At 53.0% G+C, this 14770-nt stretch carries 18 protein-coding genes; 3 read left to right on the forward strand and 15 right to left on the reverse strand.

From position 1 onward, the window contains the following. Positions 1-33: 33 nt before the first annotated feature. From tolB to BS29_RS03220, 14 genes are all read right to left on the reverse strand, one after another. Positions 34-1374, reverse strand: a complete 1341-nt coding sequence (tolB, locus tag BS29_RS03155; protein ID WP_229956931.1) for a Tol-Pal system beta propeller repeat protein TolB — start codon at positions 1372-1374, stop codon at positions 34-36. A gap of 22 nt (positions 1375-1396) precedes the next feature. Further along, entirely contained in the window at positions 1397-2143 is a 747-nt protein-coding gene (locus BS29_RS03160) for an energy transducer TonB (RefSeq protein WP_229955771.1), read from the reverse strand. Between the two features lie 21 nt (positions 2144-2164). Beyond that, positions 2165-2605: a protein TolR gene (gene tolR / locus BS29_RS03165; protein WP_229955772.1), complete on the reverse strand. Its 441-nt coding sequence runs from the start codon at positions 2603-2605 to the stop codon at positions 2165-2167. A gap of 3 nt (positions 2606-2608) precedes the next feature. Further along, positions 2609-3307 (reverse strand): protein TolQ, encoded by a 699-nt coding sequence (gene tolQ, locus BS29_RS03170; protein ID WP_229955773.1) that lies wholly within the window; start codon positions 3305-3307, stop codon positions 2609-2611. Positions 3308-3325: 18 nt separating this feature from the next. Continuing rightward, positions 3326-3817, reverse strand: coding sequence for a YbgC/FadM family acyl-CoA thioesterase (locus tag BS29_RS03175; protein ID WP_229955774.1), 492 nt, complete (start codon positions 3815-3817; stop codon positions 3326-3328). A 76-nt stretch (positions 3818-3893) separates the two neighbouring features. Continuing rightward, positions 3894-4397, reverse strand: a complete 504-nt coding sequence (locus tag BS29_RS03180) for an SRPBCC family protein (protein WP_229955775.1) — start codon at positions 4395-4397, stop codon at positions 3894-3896. After that, positions 4390-4728 carry an ArsR/SmtB family transcription factor gene (locus BS29_RS03185; protein ID WP_229955776.1) on the reverse strand — a complete coding sequence of 113 codons (339 nt, stop codon included), beginning with the start codon at positions 4726-4728 and terminating at the stop codon, positions 4390-4392. The genes BS29_RS03180 and BS29_RS03185 overlap by 8 nt, the downstream gene beginning before the upstream one ends. 292 nt (positions 4729-5020) lie before the next feature. Next, positions 5021-5614 carry a hypothetical protein gene (locus BS29_RS03190; RefSeq protein ID WP_229955777.1) on the reverse strand — a complete coding sequence of 198 codons (594 nt, stop codon included), beginning with the start codon at positions 5612-5614 and terminating at the stop codon, positions 5021-5023. Beyond that, positions 5611-5958, reverse strand: a complete 348-nt coding sequence (locus BS29_RS03195) for a TraR/DksA family transcriptional regulator (RefSeq protein WP_229955778.1) — start codon at positions 5956-5958, stop codon at positions 5611-5613. The genes BS29_RS03190 and BS29_RS03195 overlap by 4 nt, the downstream gene beginning before the upstream one ends. Positions 5959-5963: 5 nt before the next feature. Next, on the reverse strand, positions 5964-7292 hold the full coding sequence (locus BS29_RS03200) for an amidohydrolase (protein ID WP_229956932.1): 1329 nt from the start codon (positions 7290-7292) through the stop codon (positions 5964-5966). A 37-nt stretch (positions 7293-7329) separates the two neighbouring features. After that, on the reverse strand, positions 7330-7722 hold the full coding sequence (locus BS29_RS03205; RefSeq protein WP_229955779.1) for a VOC family protein: 393 nt from the start codon (positions 7720-7722) through the stop codon (positions 7330-7332). A gap of 4 nt (positions 7723-7726) precedes the next feature. Further along, the gene (locus BS29_RS03210; RefSeq protein ID WP_229955780.1) at positions 7727-8110 is read right to left on the reverse strand and encodes a VOC family protein; all 384 of its coding nucleotides are present in this window, start codon (positions 8108-8110) and stop codon (positions 7727-7729) included. A gap of 63 nt (positions 8111-8173) precedes the next feature. Continuing rightward, complete coding sequence (locus BS29_RS03215) at positions 8174-9295, reverse strand: serine hydrolase domain-containing protein (RefSeq protein ID WP_229955781.1); 1122 nt, start codon at positions 9293-9295, stop codon at positions 8174-8176. A 70-nt stretch (positions 9296-9365) separates the two neighbouring features. After that, positions 9366-9905 (reverse strand): DUF3617 domain-containing protein, encoded by a 540-nt coding sequence (locus BS29_RS03220; RefSeq protein ID WP_229955782.1) that lies wholly within the window; start codon positions 9903-9905, stop codon positions 9366-9368. A gap of 140 nt (positions 9906-10045) precedes the next feature. Here BS29_RS03220 and uvrB point away from each other — a divergent pair, with 140 nt between their 5' ends. From uvrB to BS29_RS03235, 3 genes are all read left to right on the forward strand, one after another. After that, entirely contained in the window at positions 10046-12223 is a 2178-nt protein-coding gene (uvrB, locus tag BS29_RS03225; protein WP_229955783.1) for an excinuclease ABC subunit UvrB, read from the forward strand. 143 nt (positions 12224-12366) lie between these two features. Further along, positions 12367-13164 (forward strand): class I SAM-dependent methyltransferase, encoded by a 798-nt coding sequence (locus BS29_RS03230; protein ID WP_229955784.1) that lies wholly within the window; start codon positions 12367-12369, stop codon positions 13162-13164. 326 nt (positions 13165-13490) lie between these two features. Then, a complete protein-coding gene (locus BS29_RS03235; RefSeq protein ID WP_229955785.1) occupies positions 13491-13883 on the forward strand; it encodes a hypothetical protein in 393 nt (130 codons plus the stop codon). 250 nt (positions 13884-14133) lie between these two features. Here the strand turns inward: BS29_RS03235 and BS29_RS03240 are convergent, their stop codons facing one another. Further along, on the reverse strand, positions 14134-14751 hold the full coding sequence (locus BS29_RS03240) for a redoxin domain-containing protein (RefSeq protein ID WP_229955786.1): 618 nt from the start codon (positions 14749-14751) through the stop codon (positions 14134-14136). Between the last annotated feature and the right edge of the window lie 19 nt (positions 14752-14770).

Raw genomic sequence — 14770 nt, forward strand, 5'->3', positions numbered from 1 at the left:
TGTCCTACTTTTCTTGCAGTTCATATAAGATTTTTACGGCAACAACGGTCCCCATGCGGGGTCAGAACCATTCACGGGTGTGGGCAGTTGACGTTCGTTCCGGCCGGTCAAATCGACCTGCCAGATACCGGTTTTACCACTGCCGCGTGTGGTCCGGAAAAACTGGATGATCCGGCCATTGGGTGCCCAGGTGGGGGCCTCGTCCTGCCAGCTATTGGTCAGCAGGCGCTCACCACTGCCGCCCGGGGTCATGACACCGACACGGAAATTACCGGCAATTTTGGTAAAGGCGATCAAGTCCCCACGCGGGCTCCATTCCGGCGTTGCATAGCGTCCGCCGCCAAAGCTGATCCGTCGTTCGTTGCCGCCATTGGCACCCATGACATAAAGCTGCTGACTGCCAGAGCGGTCACTTTCAAACACGATCCGGCTGCCATCTGGCGAGAAGCTTCCGCCAATATCAATGCCGGGTGAGAAGGTCAGGCGCTTGGGTGTACCACCTTGTGATGAAACTTTGTAGATATCGGTGTTCCCAGCAATGGCCATGGAATAGAGAATCCACTTGCCATCGGGTGACCAGCGCGGCGCAAAGGTCGGGTTGGTGCTCTGGGTAATCAGCTTTTGCCGACCCGTACCGACTTCATAGACATAGATACGCGGATTGCCGTCGAGAAAGCTCAGATACACAATCCGGCTATAATCTGGCGAGAAACGCGGGGTGAGGGCGGTGGCCTGTCCATTGGTGATGAACCGGTGGTTGGCCCCGTCGCTATCCATGATTGCCAGCCTTTTGCGGCGATTATCTTTCGGACCGGTCTCGGCAATATAGGCGATCCGGCTATCGAAGAAGGGCGATTCCCCGGTCAGGCGCGAATAGATGCTGTCGGCACATTTATGGGCCGCGCGGCGCCAGTCCCTCGGTGCGACCACAAAGCCCTGCCGAGTGAGTTCGGTTTGCAGCGCCACGTCATAGAGATAACAACCGACGGTCAGCTTGCCATCACCATTGGTCCGCACAAATCCTTGGATCAGGGCAGAGGCATTGGTGCTGTTCCAATAGGGAAATTGCGGTGAGGTGACTTCAGCAAAGCTGATCCCGCGTACCTGATTGCGACCAAGCGGCTTGAACAATCCGCTCGATTGCAAGTTGCTGACAATCACATCGCTAATCTTGTTGCCGAGTTCCGCCGTTGTGCCAGCGGCGGTCTCCTGACTTCGCGGGGTTGGCAGTCCGGGTACGGCTATGGTTAGCTCATCGGCAGCAGTATTCTCAACATCTACTGTTAATTGCGCCTGTACAGGCAGCGTGAAGCCGACCAGCGAGACAAAGGCGATGAACCATGATCCGATACGTTTTGGGGCTGTTATAGCCATCATATTCTCCTAGTTTCCGAGCCTATACACCAAGGAAGAGGACAGGTTCGATCACCTGCCATTCGCTATAATATTTCTCGGGAAATGTTTTGAAGGGTGCCGCCAGTTTAACCGCAGCAATCGCCCGCTCCTTATGGATCGCCGCCTGGGATCGGTTGCTGGCGTTTATGCCTGTAGTGGTTGCCGACGGCGTACCAACAATATTGCCGTTACGGTCCAGTCTTGCGGTGACCTTCGTGCGCAACTTTTCGGCATCGGCGCCGGTAGGAGGCTTCCAGTGCGGTTTAACCAGCCGCAGCAGTTCCCGCTGCAACGACGCAACGGTGCTGGATGATGCTTTTTCCGCGGCGATATTCTGGTTCCGGCTGACCGAGGATTGATCCGTTACACCTTTCAGGAAATCCTTGCCAAGACGCGATCCTCTTGGCTTTTTCTTGGGCGTAGTTTCCTGTTTGGGTTTTGCTGCTGGCTTTTCTCGCGGAGGTGTCGGCTTGACTTCCGGCGCGGGTGTGAGCTCTGCTGGTGCGGGTTCGCTTAGTTCAGCGGGCTCAGGATCACCTAATTCCGGTGCGATGCTGGTTGCCGGCGGTACCAATGCGGGATTAGGAGAGGCGCTTTCCAAACCAACCTCATCGGCAATCATCACCTCAATAGGCTTCGATTTATAGGCCTCGTCAGGCTGGGACAGCAGGCTCAGCGAAAGTAGGCCGAACAGGACGAGATGTCCGCCAGCCGCGACGCCCAAGCCAATTTTTTCAGCTCTTTCCATAACAGCCTGCAATTTCTAATTTCACTCAGATGAACCTGTTGTGACTAATGACACTCGGTTTAGACCCGCTCTGTTCAGCTCCCCCATAACCCCCATGATCAGGCCGTAATCCAGGGTTTTATCGCCGCGCAGCATGATCTGCCGAGGGTCCTCAGGGCTCTGATTTGCGGCGATTTCGTTTAGTCGCGCCGCCAAGGCATTTCGGCTCATTTCCTGGTCGTCAATATATATCCGGCCCTCTTCATCGACCGATATCTGCACCGGTTCTTGATCCTGGTCCAGTGCATTGGCACGGCTTTCCGGCAGGTTTACCGGCACGCCCGTGACCAGCAGGGGCGCGGTGATCATAAAAATGATCAACAGCACCAACATCACATCGACAAACGGCGTGACGTTAATCTCTGACATCGGCGCCCGGCCGCGATTGCGACGGCCATTTCCGGGGGCAAGGTTCATTCCCATGGCCTATTTCCCCATTTCCAGCTCGCGGCTCAAGGTCGCGTGAAACCCGTCTGCAAAACGGCCCATGCGCGCTTCCAACTTGTTGAGCCGGTGGGAGAAGCGGTTATAGGCAATCACCGCCGGAATCGCTGCGAACAGGCCGATAGCCGTAGCAAACAATGCCTCAGCGATACCGGGTGCCACCACCGCCAAGGAACTATTCTGTTCAGCTGCGATGGCCGAGAAGCTGCGCATAATGCCCCAGACCGTGCCAAACAGGCCGACAAAGGGGGCCACGCTACCCACTGTGGCGAGAAAATTCAGCCGGTCGGCCAATTTATCGACTTCATGCGCTATGGTCGCATTCATCGCGGTTGCCAGCCTTTGCCGCGTGCCGTCGCGGTCAATGGGCCCGCGCGCCGTCGACCGCCGCCATTCGCGCATGCCAGAGGCCAATACTTTGGCCATGGGCAGACTTGATTTGCCGTGGTCATCATAAAATTTGTCGACATCATTGGCTTTGGAAAAGGATTTTTCAAACCGGTCCGACCGCTTTCCGACCTGCCCTATTTTCATCGCAAAGCTGACAATGATCATCCATGTCCAGACACTTGCGAGTAACAGGCCGATCATCACCAGCTTGACGATGATATCCGCTTGTAGAAACAGGGCAAAAGGAGAAAATTCGCCGGATGCTGCGTGGATCGAAAGGCTGTCTAGCAAGGGTGTATCCTCTTAATTTTATTCTTCATCATCGGCGATGACAGACGCAAAGGCGTTCGTCCATGCCTCCGGCTGCCGCCGTGGTCGCCCGGTGGGCGTAAGGAAGGCTGCCTGAACACTGGCTGACGCTATTTTTTCGTCTCCGCGCATGATGATTTGTTCGATGTTCACGCTGGCTTTGCGCAATTTGCTTACATGACTAATGACGAGCAGATTATCCTGAAATTTAGCCGGCGCAATATATTTAATGTGCATATCGACTACGGCATAAGCGCCGTCATTGGCCTCAAACGCCGCGCGCTGGTCCATGCCGAGCTGATGCAACATGTCGGAGCGCGCCCGCTCCATGAATCTCAGATAGTTGGCGTGATAGACAATGCCGGAAAAATCCGTGTCTTCATAATAGACCCGGCAGGCGTAATAGTGATGATGGTCGCGAAACTCACCTTCATGCGGCTTAATATCAGACGGAAGATTGCTGGTTGCATCCATCTTCAGGACATTAGTCACCTGATTCCAGCGGGGAAAGTGTTAATGATTCCGTTCAGCGTAAATTTGAGTCTATTTGGCGGTTAACTATCGGAAATCATTTCCAATCCTCTTCTGACATGGCTTTACCGGTTTCGATCATGCTCTTGAGGTTGCTGAGTACTGCCGGCCATCCTTCCCGAACACCTTTGTCCATGTCGGAACCGGGCTCCAATTCGCTATGAGTGACGGTGAGCCTAGTATCTGGGCCCAGCGCGACTAGCTCATAGGTTACTCGCGACAATTTGGCGGGATTGTCGGCATCAGTGTCAAACGCCCAGCTCCAGACCATTTTGTTTGGCGGATCAATTTCGAGAATTTGGCCTCGGGTCGCGACCTTTCCGCTGCCATCCGCTGTGACATGTTCCCAGCGCGATCCCTGTTTCCAGTCCGATTCATTATAGTGACCCCAATAAGCCTTTGTTATCTCGCGGTCGATCAGACCATTCCACACCTTTTCTTGGCTAGCGGCGATATAGATCGTGTACACGAAATCGGGCGTGCATGGCTCTCCGGTCGAGGCGCGGGTAGGAATGGTTTTGATAAGTGTTGAATCAGGCACGGCGTTTCTCCTCTTTGGTTTTTTGCTCCGCTTCGATTTGATCCTTGAATTCGGTCAGTGCGGCGATGCGGGCATCTTCAAACTTGCCAACCCAGCGATGGACAATATCGCCAAGCGGAACCGGGTTAAGATAGTGAAGTTTGGTTCGGCCCTGCCAATGGACGGACACCAGATTGGCTTTTTCCAATATGCCGAGATGTTTCGCCACACCCTGCCGGGACATGGGAAAACCCTCGCACAGATCATTCAGGCTCTGTCCGCCTTTTTCGAACAAGCGGTCGAGAAGCAGGCGGCGCGACTCATCGGCCAGGGCGTGGAATATATCAGTCATGCTCGCCATTATGCAACCATTTAGTTGCATGTCAAGAATATTGTTCGATGACGTAGATAATGATGCAGGATCCAATGGCTGCTGGCTTTCCTACATCGCCCAAAAAAGCTAAGGCTATTGCTGCTCTTGCTCAGCTTTCAATATCAGCCCTGCACATTGCCAGCGCCTGCAGACGCAAGCTTAAAAGGGGGTGTGATCTGTGTGAACTTTGGCTTGAGATGGCGTGGAGAAAACGACGCAATGGACCTAATATGGACGCGGTACGCTAATTAGATATTTTTTGGGCCAATCTTTAATGCTTTTGGAGGGGTTTGCGCCATTTGGCATAGAGCCGAATGATTAATGCTACGAAAAATATGCCGGAACCAACCATGCCGACATGATTTAGTTCCGGATCGGCCAGTCGCCCGAGATAGATAAAAACATAGATAAACCAGATATAATGAATTCCAAAAACATGAAGCCGTTTCCAGTTTTTACCCAACAGTTTCATTGACCAGTTGTTGGACGTTAAGGCCATCACATAGATCATGAAATAGGCAAGTCCGCCGCCTAATATTGTGATTAATTCTGGCGGCGCTTTAGCGATAACCAGATAATAGATCAGTGCCGCCAGATGCACGCTATGTGTCCATGCAAAGGCCAGTCCCCATTGTCGTCTCTGCCGCATCAGGGTTTTAGTTAGGTCATTTTTGGACAGTCGGAAAAGCGTTGAGGCAAGGTAGGCGGTCAGAAACACAGGCACACCCACCCGCGAGGTCCAGCGAGCGGAAAGCTGCGCGCCTTCGAGATGCTCTGTGCCCGTGATGAAGCCCGCTCCAACTGCACCGATGCTGAGAAGCAAGCCGATAAGAAGCGGTGTCCAACGGGATGCTAATAAACTCATGAAGCGCAACCTATGCACAGCGCCGCCGCCGGATCAATCTCCAGACGTTTATAGGCAATGGGTTCTCCGCATTCGGCGCACCAGCCATATTCGTCTTCGTCGATACGGTTGAGCGCTATGTCGATACGCGCCAAGTCATGGACTCGCCGACGTGCTTCGGCCTGCGCCATTTCCTGTTGCTGCATCGCATCCATTCGGGACAGGCGGCCAACACTTTGCTGGTCAAGCTCGACGGTATCGCTCCAACCGGCTGCTTCTTCATCCAGCGCCTTGAGCTCGGCCTGTCGCTGCAGCAGCAGGGCCTTCAGGGTCGCGATCTCACGTTCGGAAAGATCATCCGCCACAGCGGCTATTTAGTTTTCGGCGCGAGTAGATCCAATGCCGCAGCCGTCATCGCTTCAGTTCCCAAGGTCACCGACTCTCTTGGTGCTACCTTAAAGAAAGGCGAGTGATGCGATGGCACGGGGGCGCCGCCGGCTTCTTCGCGATCAAAATCGGTTTGCGGCGTCCCACCGACATTGAAATAGACCCCGGGCACATCGGTATTGGGTGCCACGAAATAGGCGAAATCTTCACCGCCCATGCCTTGGCGTGGTTTATTGTCGAATATGTTGGCGCCAAAGCGATCGGTAAACACATTTTGAATGCGTTTCGTTAGAGCAGCGTCGTTATAAACAGCAGGCGTTGATTCATGAGACACCTTCACTTCAGGCAGCTTGTCTTCGGGTAGATCGTTCATTCTACCAACATTCGCCGCCACCCGTTTAATGCCCGAGAGCAGCTTTTGCCGCGTTTCATCTTCATCAGAGCGGACGGTCAATTGCATGACGGCGCGATCCGAAATGATATTATGTTTGAAACCACTATGGAAGGATCCGACCGTTATAACGGCGGGTTTCAGTGGTGCTATTTCGCGGCTGATGATGGTCTGAAGGCCCATGATGATTTGAGCACCCATGACAATCGGGTCTTTGCCGCGATGGGGTGAGGCACCATGCGCGCCAACACCATGAACGATAATGTCAACTGTATCGACCGACGAATAGCTAATCCCTTCGCTCAATGCCAGTTTACCGGTGGGCGTGTCCGCACTGACATGAAATGCCATGGCAAAGTCGGGTTTTGGGAAGCGGCTGTAAAGGCCATCATCCATCATCATCTTGGCCCCGCCAATACGTTCTTCGGCCGGTTGGGCAACGAGGACAATCGTGCCGCGCCACTGGTCCTTCATTGCCGACAAGCGCCGCGCTGTTCCAATTAGTGACGTAATGTGCACATCATGGCCGCAAGCATGCATGACGGGCTTTTCCTCGCCATCGATACTGACCTGTGTGACGGTGGACATATAATCCAGTCCGCTATCTTCGACGAGCGGCAAGCCGTCCATATCGGCGCGCAGCATCAAGGTAGGGCCGTCGCCATTTTTCATGACGGCGACGACACCGGTACCACCGACTTTTTCGGTTACATCCCATCCGACGGCACGCCATTCCTTGGCAATGATCCCGGCAGTACGGACCTCCTTGTAGGAGAGTTCAGGGTTGCGATGAAAATCCTTGAACAAAGCTTCGAGCTTGGCGTCATAATCCGCTGAGATGGCTTTCGCGAGATCGTTCGATTGAGCCCGAACAGGTGCGCTGGTTAGAAGAGCGCTGCCCGCGGCCAAAGCCAGAATCATATGTTTCAAGATTTTTCTCCCCGTAGAATTTTTCTCCTTATGCAGGCCCAACGCGAAAAGCGCAAAGCTTGTTGCCTTCCGGATCACGAAAATAGGCAGCGTAAAAGGCTTGCGGTCCTTCGCCGCCGCGAACACCGGGCGCGCCTTCATCACTGCCGCCCAGTTCTATGGCCTTATTGTAAAAGCTGTCGATCTGGGATCGTTGCTCGAAGGGAATAGCGATCATATTGCCATTGCCTGGAACTGCCGCTTCCCCATTATAAGGCTGAGTGATGGCAAGGGATGGCGCTCCCATTTCGGTACCATAAAGCGTGAAGCCGCCCTCTTCGAGTTCCATCAATCGTTTGGCTCCGATTTCGCCAAGCAGAGCATCATAATATTCGCGGGCTTTTTCAACATTGTTGGTACCTAAAGTCGCATATCCAATCATAGTCTCAACCTCCCATATTCATTTTGCAGACACAAAGTTTGTTGCCGTCAAGATCACGGAAATAGGCACCGTAAAAGACATCTGGCGCGCGCCAGCCAGGTTCACCTTCATCGACCGCGCCCAGTTCAAGGGCCTTGGCATGTAGGGCGTCAATCTGATCGGTATCATCGAAAGACAGAGCGACCATTGTGCCATTGCCGAAACAGGCTTCGTTGCCATCATAAGGATTGGTGATGCAAATCATCGGCTGGCCGGGTTTTTTGCCGTAAAACTGACCGCCAAGCGGCGTCTGAAACAGTTTTTTGACGTCCGTGCCTTCGAAAAGCTTGTCGTAAAATTCAACGGCTTTGTCTTTATCATTGGTGCCGAGCATGGTGTAAGTGATCATCTGTATTTCTCCTGATTGAGAACCGATTAAGGGTTTGTTGATTCGGTTTCGGAGTGAAACCTATCATTCACAGAAATAGATGCAATGACCTGCCGGATCATTTTCCGGAACTTGTGTTCGGTAGAATGCAGTGCCCTGCTCGCGCGCTGGATTAATCCATAAACCGGACTTCAGAGCATAGGCTTCACCGCTATGCCCAAAGCGCATTTCACCATCACCAAAAGGATCATCTTTGCAAGATGCGCGGCGTCCCGGCGCGGCGAGTATGTGGACCGCCAAGCCATAAGCACAGAAATAACCGTCTTCGCTATTGCCGTTTGTGCCATCATATTGCCATGCGGGATGTGTCATTGTGGCGATGCTGGCCGGGCTCAGAAAGCTGCCGTCATTAAGCAAAAACATTTGCCCGGCCTTGGCAAGATCACGGGCGGAAATGCGCAGGCCGCCTTGTGGACTGAATATCGAACCGGTCTTGCCAAGCTGATAATTACGAAGGTCGCAGCCACCATTGCTCTCGGGAACCACGGAACACGCCTCTCTTATGCCGCGTAGGTCGTCGCGCGCGACGTCGCCGTTGGCGCGATATAGAGTCACAGCGGCCATGATTTTCTGGTCACTGCACAAGGTCCAGTTGAAACAGGCGTCGAGTGCCAGAGGATCGAACAGCTCTTCCTTCATGATCTGGTCAAAGCGTTTGCCTGTTGCCGCTTCCATTACCGCAGCGATCACTGGAAAATTGAGATTGGAATAGGTGAAATATTGGCCGGGAGGATGATCGGCGTCCCAGGCCCTTGGATCCTTCAGCTCGTTTTCCAGCTTTACATCCATCGGCAAGGCATAATTTATGCCGTCGCGCAGACCTGATTGATGCGAGAGCAATTGTCGTAACGTGATTGGAATGTCGGGATAGTTAGCGTTGCGCAGCTGCCAACCCAGATAATCCGAAACATCCGCATCAAGTTTTAGCAGTTTTTTTTCGGTAAGCCGCATGACTGCGAGGCTGACAAAAAGTTTTGAAATAGATGCGATGCGCACTGGGTCATCCGCCATCAACGCGCGTCCGGTTTCGCGATTGGATAGCCCTTGAATCGCTACGGTTGCTATATGATCGCCGTCAAAGCTGACCTTTACAGCAGCTGGGGGCGTTTCATTCTGTGCAGTCAATGGGCTGGCACCGAGCATCATTATGCCAAAAAAAACGGAGCAAAAGCGCATGGCTCTTGCTCCGTTTTTGATCAGATCTGGAAACAACCGACTAGCCTGCTGGGCATTTGCCAATGCGTTTGCCGTTATTCTTGGCGGTAATGTTCATCTTCATGCCGCCAGCGCCGCCATCCATGGTCATCGTCATTTCATAGCTGCTAGGACCATATTGGCCGGTCATCGCCATGTTCATGTCACCCGGTGCACCAACGTTGGAGCAGGACATCTCGGAATCAATCGCGCCGCCGCTCATATCAAATTTCTTGATTTTGCAATCGGTCTGCTCTTGTGCCGCGAAAAATTCTGCACCCGGGTTCTTGGCTTGCTCTTCGGTAACGCACGTCTTGGTGACTGTTTTGCGTCCCTTCATGCCGTCAATCATTCCGGCAGGAGCGCCCTCCGGTAGGCCTTCGATTTGTACATCGACAATCTCAACCGTGTTTTCCCATTCGCCTGGCTCTAGCGTAACTTCGTTCATAACCTTCGCAACTTCGTCGGCACTGATATTGCCGTCGCCGTCCGCATCGGCCTTGTTGCTGGAGCAGCCCGCCATCAAGGTCACGGCAGCCACCGATAAAACTATCTTCTTCACTTGGATTTCCCTCGTTAATTTTCTGAACCCCGATCGGCCATAAACCGAATGATCAGCATTGTAAATTTGGGAAGTGTAACATCTCAACAGCCGCAATATTGGGGGATGACAATGGACACGTTTTGTTCCATATCTAATTCATGGCAAAATTGGTAATTAGAGAAGGTTTGGCAGAGCCTGAAACAGACGAGAATTTCGTCCCTCACAAACCTGTTCGTCCTGAGAAATTAGAGGGCGGAAAAGCGTTTAAGCTGGTCAGCGATTTTGAACCATCGGGTGATCAACCCGAGGCAATAAAAGAGCTGGTCGACGGGATAAAGTCTGAGGAGCTTGATCAGGTACTGCTGGGGGTCACGGGCTCAGGCAAAACCTTTACAATGGCAAAGATTATTGAGGAAAGTCAGCGCCCGGCGCTGATATTGGCGCCGAACAAGATACTCGCAGCGCAGCTATATGGTGAGTTTAAAAGCTTCTTTCCTGACAATGCGGTAGAATATTTTGTCAGCTATTATGACTATTATCAGCCCGAAGCCTATGTAGCGCGGTCGGACACCTATATCGAAAAGGAAAGCTCGGTAAACGAGGCGATTGACCGGATGCGCCATAGTGCGACCCGGTCGCTGCTGGAGCGGGACGATGTGATTATCGTCGCGTCTGTGTCCTGCCTTTATGGTATCGGTTCGGTCGAGACCTATTCGGCGATGATCTTCGATCTCAAAAAAGAGCAGGCGGTGGATCAGCGGGATATTATCCGCAAGCTTGTTTCGCTTCAGTATAAACGCAATGATCAGGCTTTTGCGCGCGGCAATTTCCGGGTGCGCGGCGACAATCTAGAAATATTCCCGTCGCATTATGAGGATATGGCGTGGCGGATTTCCTTCTTTGGCGACGAGATCGAGGAGATTGTTGAATTTGATCCGCTGACTGGGAAAAAGGGTGCGAGCCTAAATCAGATCCGGATTTTCGCTAACTCCCACTATGTGACGCCCGGCCCAACAATGAAACAGGCGATGGAAGCGATCAAGTTGGAACTTGGCGTGCGGCTCAAAGAGCTAGAGGCCGAGGGCAAGTTGTTGGAGCATCAGCGGCTGGAGCAGCGGACTAATTTCGATCTGGAAATGATCGGGGCGACCGGCAGCTGCGCAGGTATTGAGAATTATTCCCGGTTCCTGACCGGTCGTTTGCCGGGCGAGCCGCCACCGACTTTATTTGAATATTTGCCCGACAATGCCTTGCTGTTTGTGGATGAAAGCCATCAGACGATCCCGCAAATCGGCGCGATGTCAAAAGGCGATCACCGCCGCAAGATCACGCTGGCCGAATATGGGTTCCGTCTGCCGAGCTGTATCGATAACCGTCCTTTGCGGTTCAACGAATGGGACGCGATGCGTCCGCAGACTGTCAGTGTTTCGGCGACACCCGGTCCATGGGAGATGGAACAGACCGGCGGTGTGTTTGCAGAGCAGGTGATCCGGCCGACCGGGCTGATCGACCCACCGGTGGAAATCAAGCCGGTTGAGGATCAGGTCGATGATCTGATCAACGAATGCAAAAAGGTCGCGCAGCAGGGTTATAGGACTTTAGTGACGACGCTTACCAAGCGCATGGCAGAGGACCTGACCGAGTTCATGCACGAGGCCGGCTTGAAGGTTCGTTATATGCATAGCGACGTCGAGACATTGGAACGGATTGAATTGATCCGGGATCTCCGGCTTGGCGTGTATGATGTTCTGGTTGGGATCAACCTGCTGCGCGAAGGTCTTGATATTCCGGAATGCGGACTGGTCGCGATACTGGATGCGGACAAGGAGGGGTTTCTGCGCTCCGAAACTTCGCTGATCCAGACCATCGGTCGCGCGGCGCGGAATGTGGAAGGCCGGGTGATTCTCTATGCGGACCGGATTACCGGTTCGATGGAGCGTGCGCTCAATGAAACGAACCGGCGCCGTGAGAAGCAGGAGGCTTTTAACAAGTTAAACGGGATCACGCCGCAAACCATCAAGAAAAATATCGGTGATATTGTCGCCCATGTTGCGAGCAAGGACCAAGTCACGGTACCGATTGATGATGAGACCGAACATCTGGTCGGGCACAATCTGCGCAGCCATATCGAAAGCTTGGAAAAACGCATGCGCGATGCGGCGGCTGATCTGGAATTTGAGGAAGCGGGACGGTTGCGTGATGAAATTCGCAAGCTGGAGGCTGATGAACTGGGCCTTCCTGCCGATTTGCAATTGGCCAAGCCAAAGGGCCGGGCGACTGAAGGCAAACCGGGCACACGCAAGATGCGCTATGGCAAGACGCAGCGGAAATTTTGAGCCAATTTGAGCGGAGCCGCAATTGGCATTGGACCGGAATTCTCGACTAACGACCATTTTGGATCGACCAACGACAGCGATCGTCTTGATCGCTTGATAGGCAAGGTTCATTCTCAGGTCACAACGATCCGTGGAGAGACAAGATGCGATCTACTATTTTAATGGCCTTGGCGAGTTCCGCTTTGGCAATGGGTGCGGCGGCTTCTGATGGTCAGGCATCCGCGAGCGTCATGCAGGCGGCCAGTCAAAATGCGCCCGATCTCGCTGCAGCTGTTTCAGCGGCCGGACGAGATGAAGCTGACGCGGCGCTGGATGTCAGCCGTAAACCGGCCGAAACTCTGGCATTCATGGGATTGGAAACCGGTGATGCCGTGCTCGATATTTTTGCCGGCGGCGGATATTATAGCGAAATAATGGGTGCGGCTGTCGGCCCCACTGGATCAGTTGTCGCGGTAAATCCCCCACAATTTGTTTCGAGCGATGCGGCTAAAGCCAAATGGGCCGGCATTGCAACGCGGCAACCAGTTGTCTCGCTGGTACCATCGCAACTGGGCGACTATTCGCCGGAGCCCAATAGCTTTGACTTTGCCATGCTGCATTTGATTTACCATGATCTCTATTGGGAGAGCGAGAGGTTCAAAATGCCGCGCATGGACCCTGCAGCTTTTTTGACGAAGCTTTATGCCAGCATGAAGCCGGGCGGTATCGTTGCGGTCATTGATCATGTCGGTAATGCCGGTGACACCAGAACCGTGGTAGATAAAACCCATCGGATTGATCCTGCCACGGCCAAGGCAGATTTCCAAAAAGCTGGCTTTGTGCTGGAAGCCGAAAGCGACATGTTCGTGAATCCCGAGGATGATCTCGACAAGAATGTCTTTGATGAATCGGTACGCGGTAAGACCAATCGCTTTGTGATGAAATTTCGCAAACCAGCCTAGACGGCGGCATTGGCGTCTGATGGCGGTGAATCATAGCTTGAATCGGTGATCGGCGCGAATCGATTCGCGTTGATTTTTGTGCAGTGCAGCATTTTTTGAAGGCCGCCATCGATATCTGCCGATAAAATTACATAAAATTGTAATATAATTTCAATAGTTTACGGATAGTTACAATAGTTTACAAGACGGTTCATACCCAGTTGGGGTAAAGGGTCCTACATAAGTTGCGTAGTTACGAACTGACACGAAAAGTAAAACACCGGCCACAATGATGAGCCGCGGTCAGCATCTTAGTTTTGGGCAGAGAGGTTCTTATGGAGCTTGTTGTGAACAATGACGATCAGATGAAGACCGGCAACATGGCCGCGCCGGCAAGGCCACGGCGTGCGAATGCTGCGGATTTTGATACTGCTGAATTGCGGGCAGGGCCCACCTTAGGCCAGGGAATATACCTGGTTGTGGCGGGGCCGACACCAAGACCAGGTGCGAACGTAAAATTGTTACCGATATTGGGCGGGCCTCAGCCCGAATATCGGCAGATTGAATTAGCGTGGGAAGCACGCGCGGCAAATGACCATGATGTTTCGATAGACCGGGATGGGTCTTGTGGGGCGGAACGTTATGAGAAATCGATGCCGCTTTCTGGCCTGTCAGGTACTAAGGGCATTGAACTGGTTGGCGCCAATGGCACCAAGAAGTTTAACCTGACAGGTCACTAGTTTGGCCGGCGGCGGCTTAGGGTCGCTTGCCGTCGGAACAAAGGCGAGGGACAGATTTGTGTTGTGTATTAAATCTGTCCCTCGATCCTTTGATCAAGTTTAGTTTTGTTCGTTACAGTTTAGGTCCGGCAATCCGTATCACGGGGGCTTTCAGGGGGTTTGTAAGCCGCCGGACTTTTGGGGGAGTAGGGCTGGCGCGCTGGTTGTGTATTGCGCGACGGCCCTACTTTTCTTTGTGTCTCAACTCTATCTAGCTCGCATATTTGACGGAGCAGCCATAAGGCCGCGACTGCGCCACGCTGATCTGTTTGCCGGCTTTCAGTTCATTTAGAGCGGCTGTAACATGGTTACGCGCTCCTTTGATATCGGCTTTGTTAGCCGTTGGCTTGTTATCAATCCCGCCCTGATAAACCAGCTTCCCGGAACCGTCGACAATATACATATGTGGCGTTGTTTTCGCGGCATAGGCTTTTCCAACAATGCCCTTTGCATCCAATAGATAATGACTGGCGCTCATATCCTGTTGCTTGACCAGTTTTTGTGCCTCTGGACCGTTCATATGCCCTTGTTTGCCCTTGGCGCCGCTGTTGATGGTCAGCCAGACCACATCCTGTTTGCGGGCGGCGGCCTGTGTGGCTTGCATATTACCGCTGTCATAATGTTTTACGACAAACGGACAGCCTGGATTGTGCCATTCCATCACCACGGTCTTGCCCCGGAAATCAGAAAGCTGGACGGTTTTTCCGTACATGTCAGTCAGTTTGAAATCCTGAGCAATGGCTCCATTTTTCTGAGCGGCAGCGAGCGGCATAGCAATGCTGATAGTGGCAACTGCGGCAAGGGATGCGAGGGCAGATTTATGAAACATTGGGAGCTCTCCTAGTCAA

This window comes from Parasphingorhabdus litoris DSM 22379 (assembly GCF_020906275.1).
In the GTDB taxonomy this organism is placed as follows: Bacteria; Pseudomonadota; Alphaproteobacteria; order Sphingomonadales; family Sphingomonadaceae; genus Parasphingorhabdus; species Parasphingorhabdus litoris.

What these genes read in the sequence shown, in the direction of transcription:
- tolB (WP_229956931.1), bottom strand. Translation starts at nt 1,374, where the DNA reads ATGGCTATAACAGCCCCAAAACGTATCGGATCATGGTTCATCGCCTTT.
- BS29_RS03160 (WP_229955771.1), bottom strand. Translation starts at nt 2,143, where the DNA reads ATGGAAAGAGCTGAAAAAATTGGCTTGGGCGTCGCGGCTGGCGGACAT.
- tolR (WP_229955772.1), bottom strand. Translation starts at nt 2,605, where the DNA reads ATGGGAATGAACCTTGCCCCCGGAAATGGCCGTCGCAATCGCGGCCGG.
- BS29_RS03185 (WP_229955776.1), bottom strand. Translation starts at nt 4,728, where the DNA reads ATGACTGATATATTCCACGCCCTGGCCGATGAGTCGCGCCGCCTGCTT.
- BS29_RS03190 (WP_229955777.1), bottom strand. Translation starts at nt 5,614, where the DNA reads ATGAGTTTATTAGCATCCCGTTGGACACCGCTTCTTATCGGCTTGCTT.
- BS29_RS03200 (WP_229956932.1), bottom strand. Translation starts at nt 7,292, where the DNA reads ATGATTCTGGCTTTGGCCGCGGGCAGCGCTCTTCTAACCAGCGCACCT.
- BS29_RS03205 (WP_229955779.1), bottom strand. Translation starts at nt 7,722, where the DNA reads ATGATTGGATATGCGACTTTAGGTACCAACAATGTTGAAAAAGCCCGC.
- BS29_RS03210 (WP_229955780.1), bottom strand. Translation starts at nt 8,110, where the DNA reads ATGATCACTTACACCATGCTCGGCACCAATGATAAAGACAAAGCCGTT.
- BS29_RS03215 (WP_229955781.1), bottom strand. Translation starts at nt 9,295, where the DNA reads ATGATGCTCGGTGCCAGCCCATTGACTGCACAGAATGAAACGCCCCCA.
- uvrB (WP_229955783.1), top strand. Translation starts at nt 10,046, where the DNA reads ATGGCAAAATTGGTAATTAGAGAAGGTTTGGCAGAGCCTGAAACAGAC.
- BS29_RS03230 (WP_229955784.1), top strand. Translation starts at nt 12,367, where the DNA reads ATGCGATCTACTATTTTAATGGCCTTGGCGAGTTCCGCTTTGGCAATG.
- BS29_RS03240 (WP_229955786.1), bottom strand. Translation starts at nt 14,751, where the DNA reads ATGTTTCATAAATCTGCCCTCGCATCCCTTGCCGCAGTTGCCACTATC.